Source organism: Brevibacillus sp. HB1.4B (assembly GCF_013284285.1).
GTDB classification, from domain to species: Bacteria; Bacillota; Bacilli; order Brevibacillales; family Brevibacillaceae; genus Brevibacillus; species Brevibacillus porteri.
This window is the reverse complement of the sequence record NZ_JABSUT010000004.1, coordinates 474973-491690: the sequence shown is the minus strand read 5'-3', so window position 1 is coordinate 491690 and position 16718 is coordinate 474973. Positions and strand designations below refer to the sequence as shown.

The 16718-nt window shown below is 41.6% G+C and carries 19 protein-coding genes and 1 other annotated feature; of the genes, 9 read left to right on the top strand and 10 right to left on the bottom strand.

The window, feature by feature from the left end; genetic code table 11:
• Positions 1-106 precede the first annotated feature (106 nt).
• Both HP398_RS12995 and HP398_RS12990 read right to left on the bottom strand, forming a co-directional pair.
• Positions 107-670: a biotin transporter BioY gene (locus HP398_RS12995; protein ID WP_017250115.1), complete on the bottom strand. Its 564-nt coding sequence runs from the start codon at positions 668-670 to the stop codon at positions 107-109.
• Positions 671-764: 94 nt separating this feature from the next.
• A complete protein-coding gene (locus tag HP398_RS12990; RefSeq protein ID WP_017250114.1) occupies positions 765-1337 on the bottom strand; it encodes a hypothetical protein in 573 nt (190 codons plus the stop codon).
• Between HP398_RS12990 and HP398_RS12985 the strand changes: the two genes are divergently transcribed.
• Positions 1329-1799, top strand: a complete 471-nt coding sequence (locus HP398_RS12985; protein ID WP_254476068.1) for a hypothetical protein — start codon at positions 1329-1331, stop codon at positions 1797-1799. The two genes, HP398_RS12990 and HP398_RS12985, sit on opposite strands and share 9 nt — an antisense overlap.
• Positions 1800-1916: 117 nt before the next feature.
• On the opposite strand, the gene yhfH is transcribed toward HP398_RS12985, so the two are convergent.
• The 3 genes from yhfH to HP398_RS12970 all read right to left on the bottom strand — a co-directional run bounded on the left by yhfH (position 1917) and on the right by HP398_RS12970 (position 4360).
• Complete coding sequence (yhfH, locus tag HP398_RS12980) at positions 1917-2078, bottom strand: protein YhfH (RefSeq protein WP_017250112.1); 162 nt, start codon at positions 2076-2078, stop codon at positions 1917-1919.
• A 181-nt stretch (positions 2079-2259) separates the two neighbouring features.
• On the bottom strand, positions 2260-3507 hold the full coding sequence (ilvA, locus tag HP398_RS12975) for a threonine ammonia-lyase IlvA (protein ID WP_173622776.1): 1248 nt from the start codon (positions 3505-3507) through the stop codon (positions 2260-2262).
• 99 nt (positions 3508-3606) lie between these two features.
• Positions 3607-3866, bottom strand: a binding site (T-box leader).
• 152 nt (positions 3867-4018) lie between these two features.
• Positions 4019-4360: a hypothetical protein gene (locus tag HP398_RS12970; RefSeq protein WP_017250110.1), complete on the bottom strand. Its 342-nt coding sequence runs from the start codon at positions 4358-4360 to the stop codon at positions 4019-4021.
• 169 nt (positions 4361-4529) lie between these two features.
• Here HP398_RS12970 and rlmD point away from each other — a divergent pair, with 169 nt between their 5' ends.
• Positions 4530-5918, top strand: coding sequence for a 23S rRNA (uracil(1939)-C(5))-methyltransferase RlmD (gene rlmD, locus HP398_RS12965; protein WP_173622775.1), 1389 nt, complete (start codon positions 4530-4532; stop codon positions 5916-5918).
• A gap of 242 nt (positions 5919-6160) precedes the next feature.
• Here rlmD and HP398_RS12960 read toward each other — a convergent pair whose 3' ends face one another.
• Entirely contained in the window at positions 6161-6679 is a 519-nt protein-coding gene (locus tag HP398_RS12960; RefSeq protein ID WP_173622774.1) for a GNAT family N-acetyltransferase, read from the bottom strand.
• Between the two features lie 421 nt (positions 6680-7100).
• Here HP398_RS12960 and HP398_RS12955 point away from each other — a divergent pair, with 421 nt between their 5' ends.
• On the top strand, positions 7101-7670 hold the full coding sequence (locus tag HP398_RS12955; protein ID WP_173622773.1) for an SF0329 family protein: 570 nt from the start codon (positions 7101-7103) through the stop codon (positions 7668-7670).
• A gap of 88 nt (positions 7671-7758) precedes the next feature.
• Here HP398_RS12955 and HP398_RS12950 read toward each other — a convergent pair whose 3' ends face one another.
• The 4 genes from HP398_RS12950 to HP398_RS12935 form a co-directional block, all read right to left on the bottom strand.
• Complete coding sequence (locus HP398_RS12950; protein WP_173622772.1) at positions 7759-8340, bottom strand: type 1 glutamine amidotransferase family protein; 582 nt, start codon at positions 8338-8340, stop codon at positions 7759-7761.
• Between the two features lie 104 nt (positions 8341-8444).
• Positions 8445-8777, bottom strand: a complete 333-nt coding sequence (locus HP398_RS12945; protein WP_106835213.1) for an AzlD domain-containing protein — start codon at positions 8775-8777, stop codon at positions 8445-8447.
• Complete coding sequence (locus tag HP398_RS12940; protein ID WP_173622771.1) at positions 8768-9502, bottom strand: AzlC family ABC transporter permease; 735 nt, start codon at positions 9500-9502, stop codon at positions 8768-8770. The genes HP398_RS12945 and HP398_RS12940 overlap by 10 nt, the downstream gene beginning before the upstream one ends.
• Positions 9503-9584: 82 nt before the next feature.
• Positions 9585-10394 carry a TrmB family transcriptional regulator gene (locus HP398_RS12935; protein WP_173622770.1) on the bottom strand — a complete coding sequence of 270 codons (810 nt, stop codon included), beginning with the start codon at positions 10392-10394 and terminating at the stop codon, positions 9585-9587.
• A 170-nt stretch (positions 10395-10564) separates the two neighbouring features.
• On the opposite strand from HP398_RS12935, the gene HP398_RS12930 reads away from it, so the two are divergent.
• From HP398_RS12930 to HP398_RS12905, 6 genes are all read left to right on the top strand, one after another.
• On the top strand, positions 10565-11272 hold the full coding sequence (locus HP398_RS12930) for a DNA alkylation repair protein (RefSeq protein ID WP_173622769.1): 708 nt from the start codon (positions 10565-10567) through the stop codon (positions 11270-11272).
• Positions 11273-11535: 263 nt separating this feature from the next.
• Complete coding sequence (locus HP398_RS12925; protein ID WP_173622768.1) at positions 11536-12240, top strand: ABC transporter ATP-binding protein; 705 nt, start codon at positions 11536-11538, stop codon at positions 12238-12240.
• 2 nt (positions 12241-12242) lie between these two features.
• Complete coding sequence (locus tag HP398_RS12920; RefSeq protein WP_173622767.1) at positions 12243-14567, top strand: ABC transporter permease; 2325 nt, start codon at positions 12243-12245, stop codon at positions 14565-14567.
• A gap of 102 nt (positions 14568-14669) precedes the next feature.
• Positions 14670-15062, top strand: a complete 393-nt coding sequence (locus tag HP398_RS12915) for a DUF1259 domain-containing protein (protein ID WP_173622766.1) — start codon at positions 14670-14672, stop codon at positions 15060-15062.
• Positions 15063-15211: 149 nt separating this feature from the next.
• Complete coding sequence (locus tag HP398_RS12910) at positions 15212-16012, top strand: TatD family hydrolase (protein WP_371736739.1); 801 nt, start codon at positions 15212-15214, stop codon at positions 16010-16012.
• Between the two features lie 259 nt (positions 16013-16271).
• A complete protein-coding gene (locus HP398_RS12905) occupies positions 16272-16670 on the top strand; it encodes a hypothetical protein (RefSeq protein ID WP_173622764.1) in 399 nt (132 codons plus the stop codon).
• Positions 16671-16718: the final 48 nt, after the last annotated feature.

The window sequence follows — 16718 nt, the reverse complement described above, 5'->3', positions numbered from 1 at the left end:
CTCCTCCTTTTTACATGCAAAATCCTACCGATAGTATCCGGCACGATAAGGAGATTATGCGAAAAAAAGCCACCCGAACTTCGGATGGCTTACGAAATCATTTTGTTTATCGTGTAACAGGTTGATCTGTACGCAACAGACGAGAAGCAATCAGTCGCTCGCGTACCTTGATGCCAATCAGAGAAGCCAGAACTGCTTTGACAACGCCTACAATGAGGAAAGGTGTTGCACCAAATGCGACAGCTTTATCCCATGGAATGTCCATGACGTATTTGAGTTGTACTGTACCAAAAGCGAGTGTGACAAACATGCCAATGATATTGGCGATAATGGCGTTTTTCAGGTTGAATCTTGTTTTCTCCAGGTAGAGTCCGGTCACATAAGCGGTTGCAATAAACCCAAATATGTACCCGCCTGATTTACCGACCAATATTTGCAATCCACCTTTTGCCTCGCTGAATACAGGCAATCCGACTGCACCGAGTAAAACGTAAATAACCAAAGCCAGTGTCCCGTATCGTCTTCCCAAAATGGTCGCCGTCAGCCCTACTGCTAACGTCTGCGCGGTAATCGGAATCAACGGCAAGGGAATAGTCACCTGCGACAATACCGCTGTCATTGCGGCAAAGATGGCAGAGAGCAACAGCCATCTCAAGCGTTCGTTTCTCATGCGTACTAGCCTCCGTTTTGTTAACTGAAAATGTTATAAGGTTAACAAAATAATAATACGCATCTGCCCTTTTGTAAATCCCCGTTCTGTCCGCTTACCTTTTTGCTTGTTGATCCATGTATAGTTGCAGCTTTTGAAGGGACTGAACCGTATAATCGATTAATTCGTTCAGGTCATCGATATTGCCTTCATCAATTTTTCGATGAAAGTCCAGCGTCACCTGGTTGGTTATTTGCTTCGGTGGCCAATCGATTCGATGCTCCTCTAGCTTAGCCGATACTTTCTGTGTAATATACGGACGCTGACCCCAGATGTCATTGAGAATCGATGTGATTTCTCTCGCTTCTGCGGGCACATCTCTGTAATTTTCCATCTGCAAGTAAAAATGGATGCAAATCGTACATCCGATATGATCTGTCAACGGCTGTTCTAGCTGCTCGGCTGCAATATCAGCTAACTGAGTACGAAGCTGCATCTCAGCACGAACAGCTGCGGTATGATCATGTTGATCAGCCAGCTTGAACTGGATCTGAAACTGTCGATGGAATGTAGCCATATCCATGACATCCGAACGGTTCGTAATCGTAATTGCCCCTTCGAAGTCCCGGTCGTATACCGCACCTTCCAACACAACCCTGATATTGTCAAAAACAAGCGGATGAAACATCTCGCGCCCTCCTTATCCCAAGCAATCGGGCCCTTTCTATTTACAGTATATAGCATGCCTGCTTTCTACTTGTTTTGCAAGCAGACCGACTTCCCCATGGCGGTGCCTCCAGGAGAGTGGTACCATGAGAGTGATCCAACCTTTGAGGTGACAGCTATGTTTTTAATCGGAATTCTAATCGTTGTTGCAATCCTTGGTGAAATTATTCATCGTTTGAATCCATGGAAAAAGCCGGAACCTGCCTATGAGGATCTCGTCGCCCAAATCAAACAGACAGACTGGTACCAGGAGTTGTCTCGTGATCAGGCGTGTCGTTACGTTTTGGACAACGATCCGCATGTCCAAGCCTACTATGCGAGTACGTATGAAGCCAAACGTCTCCTTACACAGGAAGGCTTTCAATTGGGGCTGATTGATTACGTCAAGCAGGAAGCTGCAAAGCACGCCGAGAAACCGTGCTGACATGCGAAAAAGCCGTTGTTATGGAACAGCGGCTTTTTCTTTGAATCAAAAAAAAGGTATACCTGCCATGGCTCATGCCCTGTGGTACACCTGTTTTATCCAGTATTCATGTTCGACTTAGCGTTTTTGATGATAGTACTTGTAAGCGTCAAAGGATGCTTGCTCTTGGCATGGTGTGCATTCAGTTGCATACGATTCTGCTTGTTCGTGGATCATCTGACCGCAAGCAGCACAGCATTTTGCTTCGAGATTACGAAAGAAAGTAGTGATCGGCGTCATGATTAAAACCCCCCGTGTGTTATTATCTGTATTGTATTACAACAGCATCTGTTTTATAAAAGTTTGTTATAATACATTACGCCGATTTATCTTTCTCTCTCGCTCATTCTCTCTTCATTGCTCCTTTTTTCGCTGTATTCATACATTTTTGCAAATTCCGCATCTGTTGTAACACAAGGACCTAAATCAACAAATTGAACAAATATGGATCATGCGTAATCTCTACATAGCGGATACCATGCTGCTTCATCCGACTGACTAACGGCTGATAGTCATCTTTGCATTTCATTTCAATGCCAACCAGCGCTGGACCATTTTCTTTGTTGTTCTTTTTCGTATACTCAAAGCGTGTGATATCATCGTGCGGTCCCAGTACTTTTTCCATAAACTCTCGCAAGGCTCCAGCACGCTGTGGGAAATTGATCACAAAATAGTGCTTCAATCCCTCATGCAGCAGGGAGCGTTCCTTGATCTCTTGCATCCGGTCAATGTCGTTGTTTCCACCGCTGATCACACACACTACGTTTTTCCCAGCGATTTGATCCCGGTAGTAATCGAGAGCCGCAATCGAAAGGGCACCTGCAGGTTCTACGACGATGGCATTGCTGTTATACAGCTCCAAAATGGTTGTGCACACCTTGCCTTCTGGCACCAGCACGATGTCATCCAGCAGCTCCTGACAAATACTCATCGTGAGCTGCCCCACTTGCTTGACGGCTGCACCATCGACAAACTTGTCAATTTCATCTAAGGTGACAACGTCGCGTTGTTCCAAAGCGGCTTGCATCGAAGCTGCTCCGGCTGGTTCCACACCAATGATCTGTGTGTTTGGGCTGATGCCTTTTACGTACGTTCCCACACCCGCTGCCAATCCACCTCCACCGATACTCATAAAGACGAAATCAGCTGGTTCTTCCATGTCATTCATAATCTCCAGTCCGACTGTTCCTTGTCCGGCTACCACCAATGGATCGTCAAACGGGTGGACAAAGGTCCGATCTTCCTGAATGCAATACTTCATCGCCTCTGCGAATGAATCATCGAAGGTGTCACCGATCAATACAACTTCTACATAGGAGCCACCAAACAGCTTGACCTGCGATATTTTTTGACGTGGGGTGGTCGCTGGCATAAAGATCGTGCCTTTGATTTGCAAATGGTTACATGAATAGGCTACACCCTGCGCATGATTGCCCGCACTTGCACAAACGACACCACGCTCCCTCTCCATTGTCGAAAGATTCCGCATAAAATGATAAGCACCGCGAATTTTGAAGGAACGAACCACCTGCAAGTCTTCTCTTTTCAAATACACGTTGCAGCCGTAGCGCTCAGACAGTACTTTGTTTTTTTGCAAGGGAGTCTTCTCCACCACGTCTTTCAATGCATGATTGGCTACTACGATGTCTTCCACTCTGACCGTATGCATATATATGTTCCTCCTAAGTACCTTCTCTTTTGTAGTAGGGACCAGACCAAATCAAAAAGCCCCCGCCCCAAACCAGCTACGCACAATTTGCGCACGGCTGGCTGAGGCAAGGGCATCGCGGTACCACTCAGCTTCTCTGTCTTCCTCACGAAAAACAGACTTAGGAAGTTCACTATAAAACTCCCGTCCGATAACGAGGACGAATTCGTTGTCCTATACTCACTGGCTAGACAAGCTGATTTTCCAGGACAATGCTCCAAGGTGATTTTCAAAACAGGCTGGCGACCATTCTTTCAGCACGGGGAACGGCTCTCTGCACGCTGCTTACTGTTTCTACTCTTCCTTTTCAACGCTCATACATACGAACTATTCGAATTAGTTAAACATTCTACGCCGAAACCCACAAGTTGTCAATCTTCTTGTTATTTGGCAGGAAAGCCATGACAAAAAAACGGGTTACCTTTCGAGCTATTACACTCAAAACGGTACCCGTTTTTCTATTCGCTACATCCTATACTGCTTCGTAAATCGCTTCGTAACGCTTGCCGATTTCTTCATCAGTCAAACCAGCTTCACGCAGACGGCCGATCAGTGCATTTGCCCAAATCTCAGTGCGCTGCGCCATTTTTGCGTATTTTTTCGCTTCCTTGGTTTTGCGCTTGGAACGATCTTCACCGTTCGACTTGAGGTTGTCGAGGATGAACAGCATGAGCATAGTATCTTCCTCGTTCAACGTCTCCCAGCTATCGTTTAGAAACGCGGTTACCTTTTTGTAGTAGCCATCAAACTCGTCAAAAGAAATCTCAGTATCCATGTTGAGATATTCTTTCATTTTTTCAAATAGATCTTGCATCTAGCGTCACAACTCCCTCATTATTCTCCGCACTATTATAACAAAAACAAAGCTGGACAGGAAGTTGCCATTATCTGACTGGCACCCCAGAAGCTCTCGCATACATGCAACCTCTCTCGTAATGCTCTATAATAGGGAAATACTGAATTGCTTGAGGAGAACGGAACAGATGACAATGCATAAAAAAGAACAAGACGCCAGCATCCGTGTCGGCCAGCAAATGACGCTCACGATCAAGAGCTTGGGCATTAATGGCGAAGGGATCGGCTATTTTAAAAGAAAAATCGTTTTCGTAGAGGGTGCTCTCCCTGATGAGGTCGTCCATGCCGAGGTAACCGAGGCAAGAGAAAAATACGCGACCGCGCGTCTTTTACGCGTCGTTGAAAAATCAGCATCTCGCACGAAGCCCCCCTGTCCAGTCTATGCGGAGTGTGGCGGATGCAGCTTGCAGCACATGGATTATGGGGCACAGCTCGCGAGCAAGCAGGAAATCGTCATCGAGTCACTGCGCAAGTACGCTCTAATGAATCAGCCACCAGTCTCCCCTACGATTGGTATGGATAATCCGTGGTCGTATCGAAATAAAGCACAGTTTCAGGTGGGCAAGGAAAATGGCAAGCTCATCGCTGGACTGTATCAAACAGGTAGCCACAAGCTCGTCAATTTGGAAGGCTGTCAGGTGCAGCATGAAGCGACAACGAAAATCGTCCAAACCGCGAAACAAATCATCGAAGAGCTCGGGATTCCGATCTACGACGAGAAAAAACGGACGGGCGTCATCCGCACGATCGTCGCTCGTGTCGCTTTTGCCACGGGTGAAACGCAATTAACGCTTGTAACGGCTACCCCAGAAATCCCACGAGTGAAGGAGCTACTTTTGGAGCTCCGTACGAGACTGCCTGAGCTGGTAGGAATCGCGCAAAACGTAAACACGCAAAAAACATCGCTTGTTTTCGGTGACAAGACATTATCCTTATGGGGCAGGGCTTCCATTGCTGAAAAGCTGGGTGAGCTATCCTTCGACTTGTCTGCTCGTGCCTTCTTCCAATTGAATCCCGAGCAGACGCAAAAGCTGTACAATCAGGTGAAAACGGCTGCTGGACTGACCGGAAAAGAGCTCGTGCTCGATTTGTATTGTGGTACAGGGACGATTGGCTTGTGGCTCGCTCCTTATGCCCGTGAGGTTCGCGGGATCGAGCTGATTCCTGAGGCTGTCGAGGATGCCAATCGCAATGCACAGCGTAACCAAGCGGCGAATGCCAGCTTTCACGTGGGTCGTGCGGAGGTCTTGATGCCGAAATGGGCCAAGCAAGGGACTCGACCGGATGTCGTCGTAGTCGACCCGCCGCGGACTGGGCTGGATGATGCGCTGATTCGTTCCTTGTTGGATGTGCAGCCGAAGAAGATTGTGTATGTGTCTTGTAATCCTTCTACGCTGGCGAAGGATGTTGGGAAGCTGATGCAGCGGTATGAGTTGAAGAGCGTGCAGCCGGTGGATATGTTCCCGCATACAGCGCATGTGGAGTCGGTTTCACTACTCGTAAGGAAAGATAAATAAAAAATGTAGCAGTGAGAAAAGCCCCCTTTTCCTAATGAAGGGGGCTAAAATTTAGGGTAATCGAAAAATAGTGTGGAATTATTTTCTGATAACTTTTTTTCAACAATAGCGCCTTTTAACAGAAGATCATATAGCAGAATGAAGAACCTTCTGCAATATCTATGATCAATTACCACCAATTACATTTCAGAAACTTTCTTCATCTATGCGTCCTTTAAGTTAGTATGGAAAGGTATCTTCTATTATTGTTTTGGTATTGTTTTGGTATTGTTCTCCCAGTCTTCTCTTATCATTGCATACCCAACAGAATCAAATAATTGTCCGCTTTGTCTCCATGATCTACGATTATAAGATTCTTTTACAAATCCGCTATTAAAGAACGTTTTTCTCATCGCAAAATTATCATATCTAGTATGACCTTCGATTCTAATAATATGAGTGTATTTATTGAATATATAAGTACTCAACCAATTAAGGACATCCTTTGCTATTCCTTTGCCTCTAAACTTTTCTTTCAATCGCAAATCGAATAAACATATGGGATCTTCTAAATCAAAAACTCTTATTAAACCAATTTTTGTATGATTATCCATGATCCAAAATGTTTGGTTCCCATTTTCGTTATAATTTCCGTTGGCTAAATTTTCTCTTATAGACTCCTCAGTAGGATTCTCCTGTCCATGAAAACTCCATGTTTCTGATGTTAAAAATTCTACTAATTCATCAACCATTTTATTTTCAAACTCTAAATATATGTACATCGTTCTCCCCCTTGAATACCTACCTTCAATTAATGAAATCCACATATATGAAATTCTTTCACCTGTTAATAGTTAACTAGATGTTTTTTTCGATGAACGTAAGACTATAATTAAAAAGCTTAGCTAGTAACATTAACTTTGTCGATTGGGAAAATGGTGATGAAGATAAAGGAAGTGAAGATTACCCAGATTATATAGTCCAAGTTCAATTTATAAAGACATCCAATAGAGCTGATAGCATAGACACATATGAAGACAACATAAACTTTCAAGTGAGCAGCGAGGTTTGCGGTGGTATGTTACTTTGTGCTACTTACGGAACAATCTATGCCAATAATGAGCTAGAAGTTACGCATAATTGTTAATAAAAGAGTAACTGCCGCAAATACTCGTAGAAGGCCTTGAGAACTTAGGAGGATACATGTCCTGGAGCAAAGTGAAGAAACAACTGGAGAGCTTTCTCTGTCCTGCATTAGATGGAAGGGTCGAATACCGTGCAACCGGTTACCGTTATTTACCTGATAAATCCGGAATTTGTTATATTGCCGTAGATAAAAAGAACGTACTTAATATGAGTGATACAACTAGCTCAATCAAATGGTATCAGACGGAGCAGGAAATTAAGAATGATTCAGATATCCAAATTCCTATCAACAATGAAGAAATTGAAGCGGTCAGAAAAGATACCAAGGGAATCGTTCCAGAGGATCGTCTAATAGTAATTGCAAGAAGTAGAAAAATATCAGAATATGCAAAGGAGCTTTTGTTAGCACAGGCATCATTAAGTAAATCAAATTTTATCGTTGTGGCTAATAGGTTTTTATCTATTTCTATAGAGGAAAGCATAGAGAGCAATGATATCTTATTGAATATTCTAGCCTTGGTGGACAGAAGAGTTGGAAAAAAGAGGATTTTAAATATGTCCGAGAAGATGAAGTTAAAGCATCCAATTGTGCAGTATTTTTATGAATTACGGCTTAGTACATTGTGAAAATAAATATCGTGTAAATGAGTATCTGAATAAAATAGGAAAGCACCCAAGCGTGTATGCTTTCGTGCTTTCCTATCAAACCAAACTGTTAGGAGGGAAAGTAGCCCTTTTTAAATAATTCGTACCATTGATTCAATTCATCGCCTTCTAATACACCCAATCTCTCCAAGATATGTCTTGAAAACTCCAATGCACCGCTTCCATTCGCAGTGATGAGATTCTCGTCACGGATTGACTGACCGTCTACATAATGTTGATCTCCTCTGTAGTTCGGAGCTCCTTCCTTCAAATAAGGTAACGTATTGCCTGTATGTCTATGATTGTCCAAAAATCCGTGATTCCCTAAAAAAGTCGTAGCGTCACAGATGGCAGCGACAGGAATATCCTTGCTCACACAATACTCAACCACTACTTTTGCTTGCTGATTCTTTTCTTCTCTCCATCCCGTTCCACCAGGTATGATTAACATGGCGATATCAACATTCCGATCGAATTCGCTTACGCTATAATCTGGAAGGACCGTTACCCCCCCCATCGAAACTTTCGGTTCCTGATCAATGGCGATTGTCTTTACACGATATCCTGTGCCTGGCTTGTTTAGCTCAGAACTGACGTAACTTGCCTCCCAATCAGCAAAGCCATCCGTAATAAAAATGAACACTTCCTTCAAAGTGATTCCCTCCTTGTCATGTTTTTACAAATCAATTATAAAACAACTTCACTGACAGTTATGGTCAGGAAAGAAAACGGAATTACATGAACATCTTGAAGCGATCAAGATGAAAACAAAAAACGTAAAACCATCACGACAATAATGCCTACGAGTACAGTTGCCAATAAACTACGTGTTTTTATCGCAATGAAAAAGGTTGGTATGGCTGCTAAAAGTTCAACGTTATTAGTGGAAAAGGAAATTTTTTCATCATGTTTAAATATCTCTTGAGCTACTAGAGCAGCCATAACAGATATGGGGACATAGCTTAACCATCGTGTTGCCCACTCTGGTAATTGAAAACGACTCAGTACCATAAGAGGAAGGACTCTAGGGATGAATGTAACAATAGCTGTTCCTACAATCACCAAAAAAACATCCCATCTTACTTCCATTTTTCCATCACCATCCCTATCGTTGAAGCAAAAATGGTAGCAACAATAACTCCCATACTGCCAGACAACACTGAACTGGCTCCCACAGCAATAACAACTGCGATTATCGCAACAACCACATCACGTTTCATTTTCCTTCGACTTAACATCGAAAGTACCAAAAGTCCAATAAACATCGCTGTCAAAGCAAAATCCAAACCAAATTTTTCAGGATTTGAAATCCATTGTCCGAAGAATGCTCCGGCTATATTAGCTGCGCACCAGTTTAGATAAGCCGTTATATTTAGACCGTGCATCCATTTTTCACTAATGTAATTCTTTTTTGCAGCTTCGTTGATAGCAACACCAAATGACTCATCGGTAAGTAGAGACCCTACTAGCATGTTCCTAAGCGGAGAAAGATGCCGAAAATATGGTGCTAGGGCTGCACTAAGTAAAAGATGCCGAAGATTAACAAAGAAAATCGTAATAATAATGGTGGTAATCGAACTGCTTGCTGCCATCATACCAGCAGCGATAAATTGGGCTGAACCAGCATAAAGAATTAAACACATCAGAGCTATCTCAGCTATACTAAGACCCGCTGTCCTTTCTATAACACCCGCAGCAAATCCAATACTTAAATACCCCAACAACGTAGGGACACAATCTTTTATACCTTGGCGAAAAGTATCCTTATCTCTTACATCTGTCACCGTTTCGATTCGGTCATTCGCTAAACCCATTTTATCCCTCCTTAGTCTCACTCACATTGCAGGAGTTATCATCATAACTACTATGAAAAAGTGAAAGAAAATACGGTTCAAATTACTTGAACCGTTTTCCTGTGACCACATGGAACAGGTCAGGATGGTTAATCCAGACAGCTTCGGCTTTCTCGGGGCCAATTTCCTTCACTAATTGTGCAAACATGATGTCGTGCCTGATGTACTCCATTGCTACTAATACTAATGCTGGGTCTTGTGTTTTTATAGCCCATGCAGCGGTATTTGGAGCGAAATTGGCTATTAATACTTCTTCATTGTCCCGGGAGACAATGGTTAAACGACCACTCATACGTTCCTCTGCTACTTTAGGAGACATGTAATCATGATGAGTGGTTGCACCTATCTCGGTATTGGGTGCTCCAAACAAAATAGAAAATACAGGGAGCCCCTCTTTTACCCGCTTATCTGCATCCTGTTTAATAAAAGAAACCTGTGGTTGCCAAATCGATAACCATAGTTCTTCTCTGGCTTTATTTATCATGTCAACCATTTCTGTGATAACCAGTTCATCACTACTAATGCGTCGAACCACGTCTACTTGCTGCTCACTTTCTAATGCAGATAGATTTTTTTCAAGATAATCAAATGATTGCTCGAAAGAATTACGCAAACGCGTGATTAATTCTTTAGCTGGCAAAGGCGAGTAGGTCAGAGGTTCAGAAGGTACCGTATAAACTGCTCCTTTATCTAACAATTTCCCTAATACTTCATAAATCATGGAACGAGGTACACCTGATCTTTTACTAATCTCATATCCCGTTATAGGAGACTGCTTTAAAAGTCCGATATATGCTTTGCATTCATATTGTGAGAATCCCAATTTCTGAAGTTCTTTATAAATTTCATCCAAAGAAAACCACCACCTTGCACACTTATCTTTAGTGATTATTGCAATAACCTCTAAGTTCTATGGTGGTTATTATAATAATCACTAATAATATAGTCAATAGGTGACATGAGTCATGGATTGGATGGTTATAATCTTAAGGGAACACCCGCCAATGAAAGAAGTGATATACGATGGATTTAGAAACGATCATGCAAGAGCTGGAAGCTCTCGGCAAGGAACGAACCAAGAAAATTTATCTATCCAATGGTGCTCACGAACCACTTTTTGGCGTGGCTACAGGCGCTATGAAGCCCATGGCGAGAAAAATCAAGATCAATCAACCCTTGGCTGAACAGCTTTACGCTACCGGGAACTACGACGCCATGTACTTTGCCGGAGTGATCGCAGACCCAAAAGCAATGACCAAGGCAGACTTTGATCGGTGGATGGATTCAGCTTATTTTTATATGCTGTCCGATTATGTGGTTGCCGTAACCTTATCTGAAGCAGATATTGCCCAAGAAGTTGCCGATCACTGGATCACAAGCGGCGAAGAGCTCAGAATGTCTGCGGGCTGGAGTTGTTACTGTTGGCTTTTGGGTAATCGCCCAGATCGTGAATTTTCCGAAAGCAAAATTGCCAATATCCTAGAAACTGTGAAAAATACGATCCACGCTTCTCCCGAACGAACAAAATACGCGATGAATAATTTCATTTACACGGTGGGGACTTCCTATTTACCACTCCACGATAAGGCGATCGAAATCGCAAAGGCAGTAGGTCCTGTAGAAGTCCAAAAAGACAAAGCAAAAAGCAAGTTCCTAAACGCTTTCGATAATATTCAAAAGGCAGTAAGTAAAGGTCAGCTTGGCTTCAAACGGAAACATGTGAGGTGTTAATATCGTTGGTTTAGTCATGATTCAAACGGAGTAGCCCTTTAGAGGGTGCTCCGTTTTTTTGCGAGCAAGTCGAAGCGCTCTATTTGTAATAGTAGGCGAATGTAAAGGCGATACTGGTCGTATAGAGGCTTTTTTCTTACAAGCGAGATCAAACTCCTTCTCGAGACCGAGGTCAAAATACATCGACTGTGGGATGTAACTACTTCCTGTAGGGATATTATGGTATATAAGTCTCAAAAATACGGTACGAGGAGATGTAATCAGTGAAGGCATTAATCGAATTCAAAAAAGTAACGAAAGAATACAAAATCGGAGAAGTGCCAATCAAGGCGCTTAATGGTGTTGATTTTTCCATAGCAGAAGGAGAATTCGTCGTTATTTTGGGTGCAAGTGGCGCTGGTAAAAGTACGATTTTGAATTTGCTTGGCGGAATGGATATGGCTACCTCAGGTCAAGTATTTGTTGGCGATCAAGAAATCACCAGATTCAACGAAAAAAAATTAACGCAATACCGCGGTGAAAAAGTCGGCTTTGTCTTTCAATTCTATAACTTAATTCCGAATTTAAACGCTCTCGAAAATGTTGAGTTTGCTACGGAAGTATGTAAAAACCATCTGGATGCGAAAGAGATTTTACATAAAGTTGGATTACAAAATCGTATGAAAAACTTCCCTTCCCAGCTCTCTGGTGGCGAACAACAAAGAGTTGCAATCGCGAGAGCTGTTGCCAAAAATCCATTGCTTCTACTTTGTGACGAGCCAACCGGAGCATTGGATTATGTGACAGGTAAGTCGGTCTTAAAGCTTCTCCAGGATTTGAACAAAGAAACGAAAAAGTGCGTCGTATTGGTCACACATAATTCCGCCATTGCTCCTATGGCTGACAAAATTATTAAGGTAAAAAGCGGAATGATTGAAAGCGTTACCATGAATCGTGAAAAGCAAAGTGTGGAAGGGATTGAGTGGTGATAATGAAATTATTTTTAAAATTAGTAAGGGATATCAAACAATCGATCGGGCAATTTATCGCCTTTGTTTTGGTTATCGCAGTAGGAGCCTTTTTCTATGGAGGGCTAGTAACTTATAGCAATAATCTTAGTACTTATACAGAAGGTTATTTTAAAGAACATAACATAAGCGACCTACATGTATTTTACAAGCAAATTTCCAAAAATGATGTCGCTGCTTTACGTGAAATAGAAGGCATTAAAAAAATTGAAGGACGTTATACCTTTGATGCCACGCAAGCCTTTGAAGGTGATAAAGCTTTTTTGAAAATTCATTCCATCCCTGTCAAAAACGAAATCAACACGCTTGCTATGATTGAGGGCAGAATCCCGTCAAAAAAGAATGAGATAGTAGTCGATTCTCGTTATGCGAAAGAACATCTTTTTCAAGTCGGTGATGAAATCAGTATTCGTGCGAATGAAAGAAATCTTACATTTACCATTAGCGGCTTCGGTGAGAATGTCGAACATGCAAAAAAGAACGAAATACAAGACCATAAAACCTACGGAGTCGCTTATATTGCCGAAGAAACAATCTCTGAAATCTTAGGTGGCACCTCCTATAATGAAATCATGATCGATGCTACAGAAGGTTACGATATGGACAAATTAGGTCAATCCATTGAAGCACAATCCAAAAGCCTTACTTATGTAAACCAAGTAAGTAAAGAACGGACTTTCAGCTATTCAAAAATAAAGGAAACGATCCATAATAATAAATTGATGAGTATGGTTATCCCTTTCGTTCTCTTTTTGATAGTAGCCATTATCCTGTTTCTTACCATGTCGAGAATGATTGACTCTCAAAGAAACCAAGTAGGGATTATGAAGGCTTTAGGTGTCAAAAACAGAACCATCATGCTTCATTATATGGGTTACCCTGTGCTGGCAGGTATCATAGGCTCAATCATTGGGTGTGCTATTGCCGCTCTCGTATTTGTTCCATTCGTAACGGCATCAAGTGCAAGAGCCTACTCTCTGCCTGGCATTACCTACTCCCTTTCTTTTTATTCTTTCATCCCTCCCATTATTTTCTCCAGTGCTTTTGGAATCCTAGCGTGTTACTTAAGTGGTAGAACCCTATTAAAAGAACGTGCGGCTCAAGCTATGCGTCCTAAACCGCCAAAGCAGATGAAAACGCTATTGATTGAAAGAATTCCGGGTATTTGGAGTCATCTTTCCTATAGCTACAAACTCATTTTGAGAAATATTTTCCTAAATAAACCAAAAGCTATAGCGAGCTCAATTGGCGTTGTTGTAAGCACGGTCTTATTGATAACTGCTTTTGGCACTCAATCTGCCTTGCAACAAGTAGCTAGCCAAATCGAAGATGTTTATACGTATGATTTACGAGTAGATTATACGATCGGAACATCTGCGGATACGGTAAAGCTCCCCTCCGGTATGAAAAATCGTTATTCTCTATCCACCTTTCCTGTTGAATTCATAAAAGGTGATGAAAAAGATAATGCCACTCTCGTTGTTACGGAAAGAGAAAACTCTCTCATTCATTTCTTTGACGAAAATGATAATCGGATCACCTTAGAAAATAATGGTGTGCTGGTACCAAAATCCTATGCAGACAAATATCATATTTCAGCAGGAGATATCATCCATATAACGTTCAAGGCACCAGAGCTTACAAATAAATCTGTAGATATGAAGGTTTTACATATATCTACGCAGTATTCGAATCCTTCGTTTTATATCACACCAGACTATTTAAAGAGCTTTGGCATAGACTACAGACCAACCTCGCTTTTAGTTGAAGCAAATAGCTCTGTAGATCTTAATAGCGTTCGTACCTTCTTTGAACAAGATCCTCAAGTAGAAACCATCGCTGATAGAGATGATTTAAAGAAAACCGCTGAATATATTTTGAAACAAAACAGCTTTGTATTTATCATGTTTATCGTATGCGCCGTCATCCTCTCCTTTGGCGCCATCTATACGATCTCTTCCATCAACATTTATGAAAGGAATCGTGAGCTTGCAACCCTTAAAGTATTAGGCTACCAAAAACATAAAATAAACAGACTTATCTTTTTTGAAAACATCCTACTCACTACATTTGCGGTCATTGTCGCTTTACCGATAAGTGGCTATGTTTATGCCATGATTGTCAAAGCACTGTCTAGCACCCATCAACAGATCCCGGATCAGTTACATATTTCTATCCTATTGGTTTCTGTTATTCTTGCCTACTTGCTTACGATTCTCTCTAACTTGCTACTTCGGCGAAAAGTAACCAACATCAATATGATTGAGTCTTTAAAAAGTGTAGAATGAGCTGAGCTGTTTCATCCCCATCCCCCAGCAGAATAGGTCATCATCCGTTTCCATCCTATCCCTGTCTTCATACGATAAACAAAAACAGGGAGGAAACGAGGAATGCCCAAAAAAGTCTCGCTTTGTGAGCAGTTCTCCAGAATTATCAGGGGGCAATCCGGTTTTGCCGGCGGAAAATGCGTCGCGACCATCAATCGAAATCAAATAAAAGCGACCATTTTGGGGAAAAGATTTCGCGTTACGTCTTCTTTTTCATTCGAATCCTTCAATCAAAAAACGGGCAAAGCCCTCTGTTTAGGCAGAGCGGCATTCCTACAGAAAGAGGTCAATCCGTTCATTGCAGCCATTCGGAATCAAGGCATAAAAGTCTCGTCTATCCATAATGAATGGTTATTCGATCGTCCCCGCCTGATATATGTAAATGTGGAAGCGGTTGATAAACCTCTTGCTTTCGCAAGAAAAGTAAGGCGAGCATTAGATGCCATTCCTTCATGAGAATAGAAAGAAGCGAGTCCTCTCTGTCACCGCAGGGAGGATTTTTTCGTCTCTAGAACATAACAACTCGATACGCTATAATGAAAAACAACCAAAAATAGGAATTATAGTGAAAATTAGTTCTTACTCACACCTCTTACTAGAAAGGATTGATTCTCTTGGATACACAGATCATCGATATAGGCGTAAACCTGATGCACCGTTCCTTTCAGCAAGATCGCGATGAGGTCGTTACCAGAGCTGAGAAGCAAGGAATTTACCCATTAATTTTGACAGGGACAAGCTTGAGAAACAGTATGGATGCCTCCCGATATGCAAGTCGCTCCAAAGGAAAGCTGTACACTACGGCAGGTATTCATCCTCACGATGCAAAAAGCTGTGATGAATCGACGATCAAAAAATTAAGAGAACTGGCATCGCTTCCCCATGTGGTAGCGATTGGAGAGTGCGGGTTAGATTATAACCGTGACTTCTCGCCGCGTGATATTCAAAGAAAGTGGTTCATTGAACAAATTTCCCTGGCCACAGAGCTTCAACTGCCGTTGTTTTTGCATGAACGCGATGCTCATCTTGATTTTATCTCGATTCTGAAAGAGCATCGTCAAAATATCAATCGTGCGGTTGTGCACTGTTTTACCGGAACCTCCAAGGAATTGGATACGTATTTAGAAATGGACTTTCATATCGGGATTACGGGATGGATTTGTGACGAAAGACGTGGGAAACATCTTCGGGAGCTTGTCCAAAAGATTCCCTTGAATCGTTTGATGATTGAAACGGACGCGCCATTTTTAACCCCTCGTGATTTGAAAGAAAAGCCTGTGGATGGTCGGAATGAGCCAATGTATTTGAGACATATCTTACACGCGGTCGCACAATGTATGGGGTTGAGCCCTGAGGAAGTGGCCAGCGCTACTACCAAGACTGCGAAAGAATTTTTTAACGTATAGGTCTTCCTTCAGTATTCAACACATGTGAATAATTTACAGTTTGTTGATAACGAAGGACATATAATAGATAGTTATTCGAAAGAGGGACTTGTACCCTCTTGTCGTTTGAGTATGTATGTAATTAATTGGTATACTTGTATAATTAAGTAATTCTCTTAGCGATAAATTGATTTTTGGAATATAATGGAATCACTAAATCATCCTAATAAAATGAGTGAGATACCTATTTTACACAAATATTTAAGAAGGAAGGTGCATCATGAATATTTTTTCATTAATCATAAAATTCTTTGGTGTAGGATTTCTAATTTTAGGATTTTTAAAAATCGGAGGGCTGATAACCATACAATTCAAAAATATTTTCAGCCTCTCGTTAGCAGGTTTTTTGTTTGTACTGTTTGACCTTATTAGTCATTTTGTTGAAAAGTCAAATAAAAAAGCTTTTAGAAGCGCATTATCATATTTAAGGGTAGCAACTCTTTTTTTATCAATAATGACCATAATAGTAGTTCCATTTTTCCCTATAAAATGGAATACTCCTTTTCTAAAAGTTATTACTGATTCGCTAGTTTATTTAAGTTTAGGAATAGTAATTTACCTTATTGGTTCTAAGGATAGAAGTGGAAACAAAATAAATACTTCTTCGGTGGAAAAATGAAATAAGAATATCTGAGTTAATTCCAGTGATTAATATATAAATTCTTCT